General features: G+C 63.6%; 12 protein-coding genes and 1 pseudogene. 6 read left to right on the forward strand and 7 right to left on the reverse strand.

What is annotated here, in order from left to right; translation table 11 throughout:
* Positions 1-12 precede the first annotated feature (12 nt).
* The 5 genes and pseudogenes from ACVMB1_RS26180 to ACVMB1_RS26200 all read right to left on the reverse strand — a co-directional run bounded on the left by ACVMB1_RS26180 (position 13) and on the right by ACVMB1_RS26200 (position 5,283).
* Positions 13-882 (reverse strand): ABC transporter permease, encoded by an 870-nt coding sequence (locus ACVMB1_RS26180; protein WP_200844439.1) that lies wholly within the window; start codon positions 880-882, stop codon positions 13-15.
* Positions 875-1,741, reverse strand: coding sequence for an ABC transporter ATP-binding protein (locus ACVMB1_RS26185; RefSeq protein ID WP_141340373.1), 867 nt, complete (start codon positions 1,739-1,741; stop codon positions 875-877). The genes ACVMB1_RS26180 and ACVMB1_RS26185 overlap by 8 nt, the downstream gene beginning before the upstream one ends.
* Entirely contained in the window at positions 1,738-2,793 is a 1,056-nt protein-coding gene (locus ACVMB1_RS26190) for an ABC transporter substrate-binding protein (RefSeq protein ID WP_076826947.1), read from the reverse strand. The genes ACVMB1_RS26185 and ACVMB1_RS26190 overlap by 4 nt, the downstream gene beginning before the upstream one ends.
* 25 nt (positions 2,794-2,818) lie before the next feature.
* Positions 2,819-3,749, reverse strand: a pseudogene (locus tag ACVMB1_RS26195) (TauD/TfdA dioxygenase family protein).
* A gap of 97 nt (positions 3,750-3,846) precedes the next feature.
* Positions 3,847-5,283 (reverse strand): FAD-dependent oxidoreductase, encoded by a 1,437-nt coding sequence (locus ACVMB1_RS26200; RefSeq protein WP_253638782.1) that lies wholly within the window; start codon positions 5,281-5,283, stop codon positions 3,847-3,849.
* 388 nt (positions 5,284-5,671) lie between these two features.
* On the opposite strand from ACVMB1_RS26200, the gene ACVMB1_RS26205 reads away from it, so the two are divergent.
* From ACVMB1_RS26205 to ACVMB1_RS26215, 3 genes are all read left to right on the forward strand, one after another.
* Positions 5,672-6,496 carry a class I SAM-dependent methyltransferase gene (locus ACVMB1_RS26205; protein ID WP_057017431.1) on the forward strand — a complete coding sequence of 275 codons (825 nt, stop codon included), beginning with the start codon at positions 5,672-5,674 and terminating at the stop codon, positions 6,494-6,496.
* A gap of 27 nt (positions 6,497-6,523) precedes the next feature.
* Positions 6,524-7,864 (forward strand): LLM class flavin-dependent oxidoreductase, encoded by a 1,341-nt coding sequence (locus tag ACVMB1_RS26210; RefSeq protein WP_253638781.1) that lies wholly within the window; start codon positions 6,524-6,526, stop codon positions 7,862-7,864.
* A 71-nt stretch (positions 7,865-7,935) separates the two neighbouring features.
* Complete coding sequence (locus ACVMB1_RS26215) at positions 7,936-8,757, forward strand: MetQ/NlpA family ABC transporter substrate-binding protein (RefSeq protein WP_141340368.1); 822 nt, start codon at positions 7,936-7,938, stop codon at positions 8,755-8,757.
* Here the strand turns inward: ACVMB1_RS26215 and ACVMB1_RS26220 are convergent.
* Both ACVMB1_RS26220 and ACVMB1_RS26225 read right to left on the reverse strand, forming a co-directional pair.
* Positions 8,754-9,512: an SDR family NAD(P)-dependent oxidoreductase gene (locus ACVMB1_RS26220; RefSeq protein WP_141340367.1), complete on the reverse strand. Its 759-nt coding sequence runs from the start codon at positions 9,510-9,512 to the stop codon at positions 8,754-8,756. The two genes, ACVMB1_RS26215 and ACVMB1_RS26220, sit on opposite strands and share 4 nt — an antisense overlap.
* Before the next feature lie 80 nt (positions 9,513-9,592).
* Entirely contained in the window at positions 9,593-10,858 is a 1,266-nt protein-coding gene (locus tag ACVMB1_RS26225) for an ROK family protein (protein ID WP_141340366.1), read from the reverse strand.
* A gap of 241 nt (positions 10,859-11,099) precedes the next feature.
* Here ACVMB1_RS26225 and ACVMB1_RS26230 point away from each other — a divergent pair, with 241 nt between their 5' ends.
* The 3 genes from ACVMB1_RS26230 to ACVMB1_RS26240 all read left to right on the forward strand — a co-directional run bounded on the left by ACVMB1_RS26230 (position 11,100) and on the right by ACVMB1_RS26240 (position 14,714).
* On the forward strand, positions 11,100-12,065 hold the full coding sequence (locus tag ACVMB1_RS26230; protein ID WP_141340365.1) for a sugar-binding protein: 966 nt from the start codon (positions 11,100-11,102) through the stop codon (positions 12,063-12,065).
* A 64-nt stretch (positions 12,066-12,129) separates the two neighbouring features.
* The gene (locus ACVMB1_RS26235) at positions 12,130-13,656 is read left to right on the forward strand and encodes a sugar ABC transporter ATP-binding protein (RefSeq protein ID WP_141340364.1); all 1,527 of its coding nucleotides are present in this window, start codon (positions 12,130-12,132) and stop codon (positions 13,654-13,656) included.
* Positions 13,653-14,714, forward strand: coding sequence for an ABC transporter permease (locus tag ACVMB1_RS26240; RefSeq protein ID WP_141340363.1), 1,062 nt, complete (start codon positions 13,653-13,655; stop codon positions 14,712-14,714). The genes ACVMB1_RS26235 and ACVMB1_RS26240 overlap by 4 nt, the downstream gene beginning before the upstream one ends.
* Positions 14,715-14,999: the final 285 nt, after the last annotated feature.

The raw sequence follows: 14,999 nt of genomic DNA on the forward strand, positions 1-14,999 counted from the left end.
ACCACGATCTCATCACGCCGCAACCTGTGCCTTCCATCGCATCAAGCGCCGTTCCAACGCCTCCAGGACCGCATTGAATGCCAACCCGATCACGGTGATCCCGATTATGCCGAAATACATCTGCGGGATCAGGAAGCTGTACTGGCTGTTGATGATGAGATAGCCGAGACCGGCCTTGGCGCCGACCATCTCGGATGCGACCAGCACCAGCATGGCTGACGCACTGGCGAGGCGAATGCCGACAAAGATCGTCGGAAGCGCCGCCGGAAGGATCACCTTGCGGAACAGCTGCTGCGGGGTCGCGCCCATGGTCCGCGCCGACTTGATCAAGAGCGGATCGACCTGCTTCACCGCGGCGATGGTGTTGAGCAGGAGCGGCCATGCGCAGCTATAGACCACCATCGTGACCTTCGAGAGCTCGCCGATGCCAAGCAGCAGGATGAACGCCGGCAACAGCGCGAGCGGCGCGGTATTGCGGCAAATCTCGATGAACTGGTTCAGCAGATCGCCGAGCCTTGTGTACCAGCCGACGGCCAGCCCGAGCGGGACGAACAACACGACCGACACCAGAAACCCGCTCAGGGCGCGGAGCAGGCTCGCGGAGGCGTCGTCATAGAGCTCGCCGGTTTGCGCGAGCTGCCAGCCTGCGGCGATGACATCAAAGAATGGCGGCAGAAACACCGCGTCGATCAAGCCGAGCCTCGGCGCGGCCTCCCAGATCGCCAGAAGGGCGATCAGCAGCAGGGAGCGGCGTCCGAAAGCTACCAGACCGCGGGTCGCGGCGCGGACCGCGCTCACTAGCGGTGACCGCGCCGCCACCGCTTGCTCGTCTCGCCGTCCATGCGCGAGCTCCAGCAATGTCAGCATCTCCAGGCTAGACATGAGCGACTTCCTTTACTTCACGCTCGACACGGCCTGCGCTGACCCTGCCCGCCGATTGCCCCAGCTGCGCTTTCTGCACTTCCTCGCGGAGCAGGCTCCAGATCTCATGGCGCACGCGGCCGAATTCCGGCAGCGAGCGCACATCCTCGGCTTCGCTGCGCAAGGCCGCGGGGATGTCGACAATCTCCTTGATCCGCCCCGGACGGGACGTCATGACCGCCACGCGCTGACCGAGCACGACCGCCTCGTCGATGCCGTGGGTGATGAAGATGATGGTCTTGCCGGTGGCCCGCCAGATCCGCAGCAGCTCGCCCTGCAACGTTTCGCGCGTCTGGGCATCGAGCGCAGCGAACGGCTCGTCCATCAGCAGCACCTCCGGATCATAGGCAAGGCTGCGCGCGATCGCGACGCGCTGCTTCATGCCGCCGGAGAGTTCATGCGGATAACGGTCAGCAAAACCCGATAACCCGACCAAGTCGAGGAAGTGCCGCGCGATCTCACCGCGTTGTTTCGGCTTGAGGCCGGCGATATCGAGCCCGAACTCCACATTCTGCGCGGCCGTGCGCCACGGAAACAGCGCGTACTGCTGGAACACGACGCCGCGGTCGCGTCCGGGTCCGACGATCGGCCGGCCGTCGAGCAGAATGCGGCCGCTGGTCGGCGTCGCGAGCCCGCCGAGCAGATCGAGCAATGTCGACTTGCCGCAACCGCTTGGACCGACCAGGGCGAGGAATTCGCCGGCGCGGACGTCGAACGTGATGTCCTCGAGCGCGGTGAAATAGCCCGCCGGCCGGCCCCCTTCGCCTCGCGTGACGAACTCCTTGCGGACCTTGTCAAAGCTGATCTTGACCGACGTCATCGCGCCTCCGCCGTCTTTCCGGGACGGAAATAGTTGAACTCGTTGGTGTAGGTGTCCGAGGCCTTGATCTGGCCCGGTTTGAGCAGGCCATCCTTGACCAGCCAGTCGACCCAGACCTGCAGCTCGGCATCCGAGATCACGCCGCCCTTGGACGCGACGCCGGTGCTCTTCCAGTACTTGATCGAGGAGGCATCCTCGTTGCGCTTGCGCTCCGCAATGATCCGGTCGAAGCGGGCCCGCACTTCATCGGGCGGCGTCGTCTGCGCCCACTGGATGGCGCGCGAGATCCCCTCAACCAGCTTGCGGGCGGTGTTCGGATTGTCCTTGATGAACTTCTCCCGCAGCACATAGGCACCGCCGGTGAACTGTCCGAACAGATCGGTATCGTTGAAGAGCGAGCGGATCCCGCCACGCTCCAGCGCCTTGTCGCGCAACACGCCGCTGAGCGCGCTCACCTCGACCTGCCCTTGCCGCAGCGCCTGCTCGCCGGTGACGGGTGGGACCGCCACCAATGTCACCTGCTTGGCCTCGCCGGCGCTAAGGCCGTTGCGCGCCAGATACTCACGCAGCACGAACTCCAGATGAGCGCCAAGCGTATTGACCGCGACCTTCTTGCCGATCAGGTCGCGGGCCGTCTTGATCGGACTGTCGTCCTTCACAAAGTAGCCGTAGTAGGTATTGGAGTCGGAACCGTAGTAGCCGACCACCGCCTTGATCGGCGCCTTGGCCGCGATCAGCTTGATGATCGCACCATAGAAAGCGCCGCCGACGTCGATGTCGCCGGTGACGACGGTCTGAATGTCCTGCGGCCCGCTGATGGTGTTGCCGACCCATTTGAGCTTGAGCGGCGCGAGGTAGCCGAGGTCCTCGGCGAGCTCGGTGAACGTCACCTGCCCGGCCCAGCCTTGATAACGGATCTCGGTCTTATCGAGCGGTGGCTCGGCGAAGGCCGAAGCGATCAGGCCCAACGCAAAGACGCCGGCCAGCAGCAATCGCGCCGCCCGGCGCGCAGCGGCTCGCCGCGCGCGCAGAATTCGAATGATGGCATTCATTGTGTTGCTCCAATAGGCGACATGCTCAGGCTGCCTTCGCCGCTTGCGGCTTCGGCGATTTGATCCGCGTCACGCTGTGGCGGCCGTCGACGCTGACCGGAACCTCGCCGTCGATGGTGGCGCGGCGCACCACACGATGCTGATCGCCGTAGTCATTGACGGCGTAGTGCTGGGTCGCGCGATTGTCCCAGATCGCGACGTCTCCGGCCCGCCAGCTCCAGCGCACGGTATTCTCCGGAGCCGTGATGTGGGACTGGAACAGATCGAACAGCTTCTGGCCGTCATATTTCGGCAGGCCGACAAAGCGCTGGACGAAATTGCCGAGCACCAGCGTGTGCTCGCCCGTTTCGGGATGGACGCGCACGACCGGATGCTCGGTCTCATAGATCGTCCCGGTGAATACCTCGTCGAAATGCTTTCTGTCGGCGTCGGTGGCGCGAGACTTCACCGCGTAATCATAGGCATTGCTGTGAACCGCCCAGAGCTCGTCGGCGAGCTTGCGCAACGGCGGAGGCAGATCGAGATAGGCGGCCCGCCGTGTTGGACCAGACGGTGTCACCGCCATAGGGCGGGATCACCACACCGCGCAGCACCGAGATCTTCGGATAGGCATCGACGAACGTGACGTCGCTATGCCATTGGTCCGCGCGGCCGCCACCACGCCCCGAGTCCAGCTCGAGGATCGACGACGTACCCTTGCTCGGGCCGATGGTCGGATGCGGCACCAGTTTGCCGAGCCTAACCGCGAAGCGCTCCTGCTCGGCGTCGTCGAGGTGCTCCTGGTCGCGGAAGAAGATCACCTTGTGCTCGAGCAGCACCTGGTTGACAGCACGGATGACCGCGTCGGGAAGGTCACCCGACAGCTTCACATTCTTGATCTCGGCACCAAGCCGGGCGGCACGCTTGACGATGTCGGCGCGCGGAATGACGTTGTCGATGGTGGTCGTCTTGCTCATGATGTTGGTCTCGTCGCCGCGATCCCCTGGACAAGGCTCCGCCATGCGCCGGTCGCGGAAACGACGGCGGAGATCAATGATGTGGTCGTGATCCTCGCTATTCCGCCGCGACGGGCTGCGGCGGTCGCCAGACAGCCGGTGCATAGAGCTCGGCGGTGAAATCCTCCGCGATCTCTCCGTTGATGCGCGCCTCGTGAGATGCAAGGTCGGCCAGGAACAGATCGCGGCTGACCCTGGCCGTGATCCCCGGAATGTCGCGCTTGAAGCTTGGAACGTCGCCGATCGGCAGGCCGAAGCTGACAAATGCTGCCGGGTTGAAGACGTGAATGTCCTTCAGATACGGCGCGCGGCCCGGAACTTTCTCCAGATACTCGTGCCCGGACCCGAGATAAGGATAGGCCGCCAGGCGATCGTCCTTTTCGTCGTCAGGCGGCACGAAGCGATCTCGCCACAGCAGGATTTCGTCGGCGAAATCGCCGAGCTCTGACTGCGCGCCCAGATCGACGGAATAGCCAGTTCCCGCAATCGCGAAATCGAACGCGAACTCGCCCTGCGGAGTGATGGCGACCGGCCGCACCCCCTTCAATTGCGCCGAGGTCCAGGGTGCGCCCAGGTGCAGATGAAAATTGGGGAAGGCTACCGCGCGCGAGATCGCATCCGGCGGCGGGGTCGACCCAGCCTGCCTGAACCGAATCGCTTGATGCCAGCGCACCGCGTCGGGCAAGCTGCCATAGTTGTCATAGGCTCCCGGGTAGCCGCGGATCCGAATGACCGGCAACGCGGCCAAGGTTTCCCGGCGTGCAAACAGATGAACATCACGCGCTCCGGCCTCAAGGGCTGCGGCCGCCGCATCGAAGGCCGACGCAGCACTCCCGATCACCGCAACGGAAAGACCTCGCAGCGTCCTGAAATCGATCTTCTCCGATGTATGCGCACGGAATCGTTTCGGCAGGACACGCAGCGCGTCGGGGACATAAGCGCCCCCGCTACCCGCAAAGCCGGTTGCGAGCACCAGCTTGCGCGTGGTCTCGATGGTCGTGACCCTGCTCCGCTCCAGATGTAACCGCAAATGATCGGCTGCGGGCTCGATGCGGAGCAGCCGCGTACCGTAACGAATGCCGGCGCCTGTCACGCGGCGATACCAGTCGAGATAGGCCGCCCAGTCGAGCCGCGGAATCCGATCGAGCGCGTCGAAGGCCGCCGCGCCATGGCGCGTTTCATACCATGCTTGGAAACCGAGACCGGGCAGACCGAGCTCCGGACCTGGAAGCGTCTTCGGAGTGCGAAGCTTGTGCATTCGCGCGCTCGTCAGCCACACGCCGGCATTGCTGGCGTCGGCGGCGGCGTCGATCACCGAGACCTTGCCGATCCCGGCGCGCCGAAACGCAAACGCGAAGGCCGCGCCGGACTGGCCACCGCCGACCACGACGACGTTGTGATCGATTCCGTCGCGATCAGGCACCCAGTTCTGTGGGTCGACCCCGATCAGCCGGAGGGCCTCGCGGGCGACGCTGTCGGGATCGGATTGCGGCATGAATGACCACCTCGCTTTGACGTTACAAATCGTAAAAGCGATCGACATTCAGTCAATGAAACGAAACCAGCTTTGTTTTTGATAGCAGGCAATGTTCGCGTCGTGGACAACGCGGGCATTGAAATATTTGCGATGATCGCCGCCTGACCGATCATCTCATGTGCATTGCGACGTGCGGGATCGGCGCGATCGATCGGGAGAACTTCCCAAATCATACGTCGCCGGGATCGGCGCGATCGCAGTCATCTCCGGTGAACGACGAACTCGTCACGTTCATGCTCGCTTGCCGCGCAACAACGCAAATTCATTTCACCGCCGCCGACATAGAGTCTGACGCAGCGCACGCGCCTGACGTCGACGCGCGGCGAGCAACGATGGATCTCTCGAAATGCCGCGAACTGCCGGCAACATCAGCCTTGAACACGATACCCCGGAGCTCGCCCGCTCCTATGATGAAGCGGGACTCGTTCAATTTCGCCACGGCAAGTTCCTGATCGGGCCGCTCGCCATCAAGACCGGCGAGCACGTGCTCGACATCGGGACGGGAACCGGCCGGCTTGCGGAATTCGTCGCCGGACTGGTCGGTCCGGACGGCCGCGTGATCGGTATCGATCCACTTGCCGGCCGCATCGAAATTGCGCGCCTTCGGCAGGGGGATAACCTCCAGTTCGCCACCGGGCGCGCCGAAGAACTGTCGCGCTTCGACGACGCGCAGTTCGACGCAGTCTATCTCAATAGCGTCTTCCATTGGATCTCCGACAAGGATCGCGCGCTGCGGGAGGTCCGGCGCGTGCTCAAGCCCGGCGGCCGCCTCGGATTGAATGTGCAGGATCCGTCCAGGCCGCACCAGTCGCGCCTGCTGCTTCGTCGCGCCATCATCGAGGCGGGTCTTGCCGGCGATCGCCAGGACTCGAACCCGGTGCTCGGATCGACCGACGAGGAGCTCAAATCGCTGTTCGCGGCACACGGCTTCGCCGGCTACCGCAGCGAGCTGCGCGCGCTGATCGATATCCACGACGATGCGGCATCGCTGCTGCAGTGGTCGGAAGCGAGCGCATTCGGAAATTTCCTCGAAGCGTTCACCCCTCACGAGCGCGAACTGGTGCGCCGCACCTTCGCGCGCCTTGTCGAAGAACAGCGCACGCCCGAAGGTTTGAAGCTGGAGCGCTACCTGCGCTTCGCGTTTGCGCACAAGGCGCCGTCCCACCAATAATAATCAGCAAAACTCACGAGATCCGAGATGAGCAAACGACAGCTTTCCCTTAACCTCTTTATTTATCCCGGCGGCCATCACGAGGCGGCGTGGCGCTACCAGGGGTCTGCGGCGGATCGCATCCTTGACGTCAGCTATTACCAGGAGCTGGCGCAGCGTGCCGAGGCGCAGAAATTCGACGCGATCTTCTTCGCCGACGGTCCCGCGCTCGCCGACAATGTTCGCTACGCACAACGCTTCCGGTTCGAGCCGATCACCTGGCTGGCCGCGATCGCCGTCGCCACGAAACGGATCGGCCTGATCGCGACCGCGTCGACGACCTATACCGAGCCTTATAATCTGGCCCGCCTGTTCGCGTCACTCGATCACCTCAGCGGCGGCCGGGCCGGCTGGAACATCGTCACGACCAGCACGGCACAGGCGGCGCAGAACTTTGGCTTGCCCGAGCATCCACCTCACCACGAACGCTACGAGCGGGCGCGGGAATATATCGATGTCATCACGCGGCTGTGGGACAGCTGGGAAGACGACGCCGTGGTGAACGACCCCGCATCCGGCATTTTCGCCGATACGGGAAAGATCCATCCGATCGATCACGTCGGAAAGCACTTCCGGGTACGCGGCCCGCTCAACATCTCGCGGACGCCGCAGGGACGGCCGGTCTATGTCCAGGCGGGTTCGTCTGATGACGGACGCGCCTTTGCCGCGCGCTATGCCGAAGCGATCTTCACCGCGCATCAGACGCTGGCGAGCGCCCAGGAGTTTTATGCGGACATCAAGCGGCAGGCACGCGCGTTCGACCGCAGCCCCGATCAGGTCAGGATCCTGCCGGGCATCAGTCCGTTCATCGCTAGCACGCAGGCCGAAGCCGACCTGTTGCAGGACGAGTTTAACGAGCTGATCCAGCCGGAATACTCGTTGACCCAACTTCGCCAGATGATCGGGCTCGACCTCTCCGGCTTCGACCTCGACGGTCCCTTTCCGCGCCACCTGATCGACACCGGCAGCGCCCGCGGGGTCGCCAGCCGTTTCAAGCTCGTGGTCGACATCGTCGATCGCGAGCAGCCGACCATCCGCCAGCTCGTGCAGCGTCTCGCCGGGGCGCGCGGCCACTGGGTGATCGCGGGCCCGCCGGAGAAGATCGCCGACAACATCCAGACTTGGTTCGACAATGGCGCGGCCGACGGCTTCAACGTGATGCCGCCCTGGCTACCCGGCGGGTTCGATATCTTCGCCGAGCAGGTCGTGCCGATCCTGCGCAAGCGCGGCCTGTTCCGCGACGAGTACAGCGGCACGACGCTGCGTGACCATTACGGACTGAGCCGGCCGCAAAGCGTGTTTTCCGGATCGATCAAGGCGATCGCCTGACGTGATCGAAACCGCCGACCCCGCGTCGGCCGGATCGCTATTTGCCCACAGCCTGAGGATTTGAGAGTTCAATGACCACTGCGCGCGTCCTGCTCGTTTCGACCCTGCTCATTCTCGGTGCTCTGACCGGCGCCGCCCTGCACGCGGAGACATCAGCCAAATCCGATCTGAAAGTCGGCTTCGTGCCGGGCCCCTACATCGACGAATTCAAGGTTGGCGTCGCGCCGGAACTCGAGAAGAAGGGCTACCGTATCCGCTATGTCGAGTTTTCGACCGGGCTGGAAGCCAATAATGCAGTGTTCAAGGGCGAGATCGACGCCAACGTCATGCAGCACACGATCTTCCTGAACTCGTACAACGAGCGGCAGCAAACCGACCTCGTCGGCATCGTCCACGTCCCGACGCCCCCGATGGGGCTTTACTCGAAGAAGCACCCGGTCGGCTCGCCGATCAAGCCCGGTTCGACCGTGGCCGTGCCCAACGATCCCGTCAATCTGCAGCGTGCGCTCTGGATCCTGCGCGATCTCGGCCTCGTCGAGATTCGCGACTCCAAGCCGGTCGATGTCAGCGAACTCGACGTGATCAAGAACCCCGGCGGCATCAAGATCGTGCCGCTGGAAGCGGCACAGGCGCCGCGCGCGCTCGATGACGTTGATTTCGCCGCCATCCAGGGCAACTTCGCGATCTACAGCGGCTTGAAGCTGACCAATGCATTCGCCCTGGAGAAGATGACAACGCCCTATATCAATGTGGTCGCGGTGAAGCAGGCCAATGCGGGCTCGCCGTGGGCGCAGGACATCGTCGCCGGCTACAAATCACAGACGTTCAAGACCACGATCCTGTCCGACCGCTTCTATGACGGGTTTACCTTGCCGGATTACCTGAAGCGCTAGACCCAGCCACCATCAACGATGTGGCTCTGGTTGGTGCAGGCACCGCTGTCATCGGCGGCGAAGAACAGCACGACGCGGGCGATATCATCAGGCACGAGCTTGCGCTTGAGGCATTGGCGCTGCATCAGTTCGGCCACGCCTTCAGACGTCAACCACAGATCCTGCTGCCGCTGGGTCATGATCCATCCGGGCAGGATGGAATTGACCCGTATGTTGTGCGGCCCGAGATCGCGGGCTAGCGCCCGGGTGAGGCCCTGAACGGCTGATTTGGCCGTTGTGTAGCAGGGCATGTTGCCCTGGCCGATCACCCAGCTCACCGAGCCGATGTTGACGATCGAACCGCCCCCTGCCTGCTTCATGTCCGGCGCGACCGCCTGAGCGCTGAAGAACTGGTGCTTCAGGTTGACGGCGATCCGCTCGTCCCAGAATTCCGGTGTGACGTCCTCGATCGCGTGACGATCATCGCGGGCCGCATTGTTGACCAGGATGGTGACCGGCCCGAGCGCCTCGCGGATGCCGGCGACCGCGCGCCGCAGCGCACCGATGTCGCGCAGATCGGCATGTTCGAAGTGCACGCGGGCTTGTGCCCCGAGATCGGACAGTAGCTGCTCCGACGACGTCAGATCGATATCGATGAATCCGACCTGCGCGCCCTGGCCGATGAACCGGCGGACGATCGCCTCGCCGATGCCGGAACCGCCGCCGGTGATCAGTACGGTCCGGTCCTTGAGACTTGGATAGATGGCGCCCTGCATTGGCATCCTCTCGATTTTGGCGCCTGAAGGGCGTCGATTGCGTTGCTGCGGCTCAGGCAAAGGGGCCACAGATTCCGAGGTCACTCGGTAGTCTCCATGAGGCTGCGGTCCACGACCCGCAGCGTCCGCCGCACCATGCCGTCGACGATGGTCGCCGACTCGCTTGGACGCACATATATCGCCGTGGACTTGAGCAGCCACGGCAGCACCGCCTGGTCGAGCCTCTCCTCATAGGCACCGCGCATCATGTCGAATGCCTGCAGGCCAGGACCTGCGAGGATGACGTGATGCGGGCGCAGCACCGATATCGTCGTGGCGACCGCTTCGGCAAGCGCGTGACCCGCCTGCTGGAACAAGTGCTCGAGACGGGAATCGCCGCTCCGCGCCCGATCGCGCAACAGAGCCATCTGCGCCTCGGACGGTTGCTGCGACGCCGCCGGCGGCAGGTCGAGAAAGGTGCGGGCATCGCGGTAAAGCGCATAGTCGGCAAGATGGGCCTCGATGCAGCCGCGCTGACCGCAGCGGCATTGCGGGCCGTTCAGCGCCAATTTGACATGACCGATCTCACTGCCAGCGCCGGCACCCCAGCGCGCTTCACCGTCGACAATGATGCCCATGCCGACACCGTGGCCCACCATGATCGTGGCCGTGAGGCCCTGCGCCAGTGCCGGTTCGGCGGCAGCGAGGGACAGCGCGACCGCGACCGCGTCGTTCGCCATCACGACTTCGACAGCGAACGCCTGGTGGATCGGCTTGGCAAGATCGACGTCGGTGATCGACAGCGCCGGGCTCCAAAGATGCCGGCCGGTATCGCCGTCGACGATGCCCTGCAGCGCTATTCCGATTCCGAGCAAGCGATGTCGCGGCGTGGCGGTCGCCTCAAGCATGGCGTCGATCTGTGCGATCACGAGCTCGCATAGTGCGCTTGCATCGAGCGCGCGCGTCGCCAGTTCAAGTCGCGATTGCGCGAGGGCGGAGCCGCTGAAATCGGCGATCAGTGTCTCGACCAGATTCATGCGCAGCGAGACCGCGATGATGCGGCCAAATTCGGGATTCAGGGTCAGCAGGACTGCTGGCCGGCCGCGGCGACGGCCACCATCCGCGTCCTCTTCGTCGGCGTCGTCGGGCCACAGCGTCGCCGCATCTGTCTCGGCTTCGCACAGCAGGTCCTCCGCCATCAGCTTCGACGTGATGGCCGAAATGGCGGGGAAGCTCAGGCCCGTGCTGCGTGCGAGCTCGACCCGCGGCAACGGCCCCTGGCGTCGCAGTACCTCGACGAGACGGCCGGGGTTCGATCCGCGGGCCAGGCTCGAAGCACGTCTCAACGGCTCTGGCTGTTCGTTCATATTGCGCTTCTTAATTCGCTTGATGAAATTATTCAACGCAGGCTACTCGTTTTCGGGTCAAAAATCGCGGATAGCGACTGAAAAACATCACTCCCATACTTTTATTGGCCGAAGGCGTGATCATGATCATCCTTGACTGGACATTTTGTCGCGCTAATTTATTAGTTACGTGAATAAAATAAGGCGTGAAAAGCGCCCGGCGTGAAATCCCCTCACCGGTGGTGTCGACAGGGAGGTGCATATGAATGTCTCAACCAGAAAATTGATCGTGCCGCTCATGGCGGGCGCTGCCGCGCTCGCCATGGCGACGGGGGTAGCACAGGCACAGCAGAAAAAGACCATCGCGCTGGTGACCAATGTCGCGGCCGACTTCTGGACCATCGCGGGCCGTGGGCTTGAGAAGGCGCAGAAGGAGCACCCGGACTACAATATCGAATTGATCGTCACCAATGAAGGGACGGCGGCGGGCCAGCGGCGCGAACTGGACGATCTGCTGGTGCGCGGCGTCGCCGGCATCTCGATCTCGGTCGACGATGCACCGCATGCAACCGAAGAACTTAACAAGGTTGCCGCCAAGACCGTGCTGATCACCACGGACAGCGACGCGCCGCAGAGCAATCGCCTCGCCTATATCGGCACCGACAACGTCGCGGCGGGGCGACAGGCCGGCGAGGAGATCAAGAAGGCGCTGCCGAACGGCGGCAAGATCGCACTGTTCGTCGGAACGATGGACGCCGACAACGCCCGCGAGCGGGTGCAGGGCATCAAGGAAGCGATCGCCGGCACCAAGGTCGAACTGGTCGACGTGTTCACCGACCAGGTGGACTTCGCCAAGGCCAAGGCGAACATGGAGAACGTGCTCGTCAAATATCCCGACATCGCGCTGCTGTCCGGCCTATGGAGCTACGAGACGCCGCTGATCTATGACGCGGTGAAGGCCGCAGGCAAGCCCGGCAAGGTCAAGATCGTCGGCTTCGACGAGGACCAGCGGACGCTGCGCGGCATTTCCGACGGCACGATCGAATCCACGGTCGTGCAGCAGCCCTACGAGTTCGGCTATCTCTCCGCCACCAACATCATCAAGACGCTGAACGGTGACAAGTCCTGGATTCCGAAGGACAGCAAGTTGATCGTGCCGACCAAGGTGATCAGCAAGACCAACGTCGCGGAGTTCGCCGCACATCTGAAGGAACTACTCAAGAAGTAACTTCAGTCGGCTTCAACGCCCGGCCGCCACAGGCCGCCGGGCGTTGTGCAGGAGGACATGCCGAATGGCGGAAACGCTGCTGGAACTCAGCGGAATCAGCAAGACCTATCCCGGCGTCAGGGCGCTCGACGACGTCAATTTGCGCGTCAATCGCGGCGAGGTGCTGGGCCTGATCGGCGAGAACGGCGCCGGCAAATCGACGCTGATGCGCGTGCTGGCCGGCGTGATCGCGCCGAGCACCGGCGTGATCCGCATCGGCGGCACCGAGCACGCCCGGATGACGGTGACCGAGGCGACGCGATGTGGCATCGCCTTCGTGCACCAGGAACTGAACCTGTTCGAGAATCTCGACGTCGCGACCAATGTCTTCATCGGACGCGAGAAGCTGGCCGGCGGCCCGCTGAAGCTGGTGGACAATGTGCAGATGCACGCCCGCGTGATGCCGCTGCTGGAACGGCTGGGCGCCGATTTCACGCCGGGCACGCTGGTCGAGAATTTGTCGATCGCGGAGCGCCAGATGGTGGAGATCGCCAAGGCGCTCTCGATCGACGCCCGCGTCATCATCATGGACGAACCGACCTCCAGCCTGACGATTTCGGAGACGGAACGGCTGCTCGAGATGATCGCCGACCTGAAGACGCACGGCATCTCGGTGATCTACATCTCTCACCGGCTCGGCGAGATCATGAGCTGCGCCGATCGCGTCGTGGTGCTGCGCGACGGGCGCACGGTGGGGGAATTGGCGCGCGACGAGCTCAGCCACGCCGCCATGATCCGGCTGATGATCGGCCGCGACCTGAAGGCGCTATATACACCGCCGTCCTGCACGCCGCAGCCGGGCGGCTGCGATATCGCCGGCGTCGTGACCACTGCCTTTCCCGACCGGCAGATCAATCTGTCGGTGCGGCGCGGCGAGATCCTCGGCCTCGCCGGGCTCGTCGGCGCCGGCCGCACCTCGCTTGCCCGCGCGGTGTTCGGCGTCGATCCGCTGCTGGGCGGCGAGATCCGGATCGACAACGCCCCGGTCGGCGTCGCCTCGCCGCGTGACGCGATCAGGCAAGGGATCTACCTGGTGCCGGAGGATCGCAAGAAATCCGGTCTGGTGCTGGAACTGCCGATCCGAGAGAACATGACGCTCGCGAGCCTGCTGGATCATGCGCGGATGTGGCTGGTCAACGGCGCGGCCGAGCGCAGAATCGCCAAAGACCAGGCCAGGCGGCTGTCCATCAAGGCGCCGAGCATCGACATCGAAGCCGTGACGCTCTCCGGCGGCAACCAGCAGAAGGTGGTGCTGGGCAAGTGGCTCTCCATGCAGCCGCGCGTGATGTTCTTCGACGAGCCGACCCGCGGCATCGATGTCGGCGCCAAGAGCGAGATCTACGCGCTGATGCGCAGCCTCGCCGACCAGGGCGTCGCGATCGTGATGATCTCCTCGGACATGGAGGAAGTGATCGGCGTCTCCGACCGGGTGGCGGTGATGCATGAAGGCAGTGTCAGCGGCGTGATCGAGCGCGACCAGTTCAGCGAATACAACGTGTTGAGGCTGGCGGTCGGCCAGGCGCTCGAAACCATGGAGGCCGCTGCGCCATGATGAAGAAGGAACTCGGCCTATTCTTGCTGCTGGCGGTGATCTCCGCCATCACCGCCGCGATCAATCCGGCCTTCCTGTCGTTCGTGAATCTGCTGAACATGGCCAATCTGGTCGGCCTGTTCGGCGTGTTCGCGCTGGGTGAAGGCCTCGTCATCATCACCGGCGGCATCGATCTTTCGCTCGGCTCGATGTTCGCGCTGCTCGGCGTCATCTTCATCGACCTGCTGACGACCTATCAGGTGCCCTGGCCGTTCGCGCTGCTGCTGGTCCTGATGGGCGGGCTTGCGCTGGGCGGCATCCAGGGCTTCCTGATCACGCGGCTGAAAATGCAGCCCTTCATCGTAACGCTGTGCGGCCTGCTGATCTATCGCGGCGCCGCGCGCTATTACACCAGCGATTCGACACGCGGCTTCGGCTACGGTGACGAGGCGAGCACGCTGAGCAACATCGCCTCCGGTAATATTGCGGGCATCCCGAACACCTTCATCTTCCTGACCATCCTTGCGCTGATCCTCGGCGTGCTGCTGCACCGCTCGGTCTACGGGCGCTGGCTTTATGCCGTGGGCAAGAACGAGGAAGCGGCGCGCTTCTCCGGCATCAACACCAATCTCGTGATCGCCACCGCCTATGTCATCAGCGGCGGGCTCGCCGGCGTCTCGACCGTGATGTTTGTGTTCTACACCAACTCGGTCTCTCCGAGTTCCTTCGGCAACTTCTACGAACTCTATGCGATCGCGGCGGCCGTCCTCGGCGGCTGCAGCCTGCGCGGCGGCGAGGGCTCCATTCTGGGCATCGTGCTCGGGACGGCGTTGCTGCAGGTGCTGCAGAACCTCGTGAACATCCTCGGCATTCCCAATTCGCTGAACTTCGCGGTGATGGGGACCGTGATCCTGATCGGTGTGCTGGCGGATCAGCAATTGCAGGCCCGTCGACGGCGCAAGGCCGCGCTCGCAGGCCTCGCCCGCACTGCACCAAGATCGAAGGAAAGCACAATTCTGCAAGGCGCAGCTTCGCATAGCGCGGCTGCGTTGCCGACGACGACGGGCGATCAGGCATGACAACTCGAAAAGGAAGAAACCGGACCGGGAATATGGTCGCGGTGGCTTGAGTAGAGGAACGAGGGGAAGGAGTTCGAGGCGCAAGATCGATCAAGCTCGCGGCGCTCGTATCCAATTTGGCGCAGCAAGCCTGGCCCAGTGAGCCGCAGGCAGACCCTCGCGACCGTCTCGGAGGGCTTTGCGTGCGCACATTCTATCTCTGATTGATAGAGCGATGAATTGAAACTATCGCGTTCCCCGCTGAAGGGCTTTGGGCGGGAACGTGGCACAAAAATAGACAAAGCC

The sequence above is a fragment of the Bradyrhizobium sp. USDA 4504 genome, assembly GCF_054063995.1.

Bases quoted from the DNA above. Each gene is read 5' to 3' on its own strand.
- ACVMB1_RS26230 (WP_141340365.1), top strand. From the start codon at position 11,100: ATGAATGTCTCAACCAGAAAATTGATCGTGCCGCTCATGGCGGGCGCT.
- ACVMB1_RS26240 (WP_141340363.1), top strand. From the start codon at position 13,653: ATGATGAAGAAGGAACTCGGCCTATTCTTGCTGCTGGCGGTGATCTCC.
- ACVMB1_RS26235 (WP_141340364.1), top strand. From the start codon at position 12,130: ATGGCGGAAACGCTGCTGGAACTCAGCGGAATCAGCAAGACCTATCCC.
- ACVMB1_RS26180 (WP_200844439.1), bottom strand. From the start codon at position 882: ATGTCTAGCCTGGAGATGCTGACATTGCTGGAGCTCGCGCATGGACGG.
- ACVMB1_RS26185 (WP_141340373.1), bottom strand. From the start codon at position 1,741: ATGACGTCGGTCAAGATCAGCTTTGACAAGGTCCGCAAGGAGTTCGTC.
- ACVMB1_RS26225 (WP_141340366.1), bottom strand. From the start codon at position 10,858: ATGAACGAACAGCCAGAGCCGTTGAGACGTGCTTCGAGCCTGGCCCGC.
- ACVMB1_RS26205 (WP_057017431.1), top strand. From the start codon at position 5,672: ATGCCGCGAACTGCCGGCAACATCAGCCTTGAACACGATACCCCGGAG.
- ACVMB1_RS26210 (WP_253638781.1), top strand. From the start codon at position 6,524: ATGAGCAAACGACAGCTTTCCCTTAACCTCTTTATTTATCCCGGCGGC.
- ACVMB1_RS26200 (WP_253638782.1), bottom strand. From the start codon at position 5,283: ATGCCGCAATCCGATCCCGACAGCGTCGCCCGCGAGGCCCTCCGGCTG.
- ACVMB1_RS26215 (WP_141340368.1), top strand. From the start codon at position 7,936: ATGACCACTGCGCGCGTCCTGCTCGTTTCGACCCTGCTCATTCTCGGT.
- ACVMB1_RS26190 (WP_076826947.1), bottom strand. From the start codon at position 2,793: ATGAATGCCATCATTCGAATTCTGCGCGCGCGGCGAGCCGCTGCGCGC.
- ACVMB1_RS26220 (WP_141340367.1), bottom strand. From the start codon at position 9,512: ATGCAGGGCGCCATCTATCCAAGTCTCAAGGACCGGACCGTACTGATC.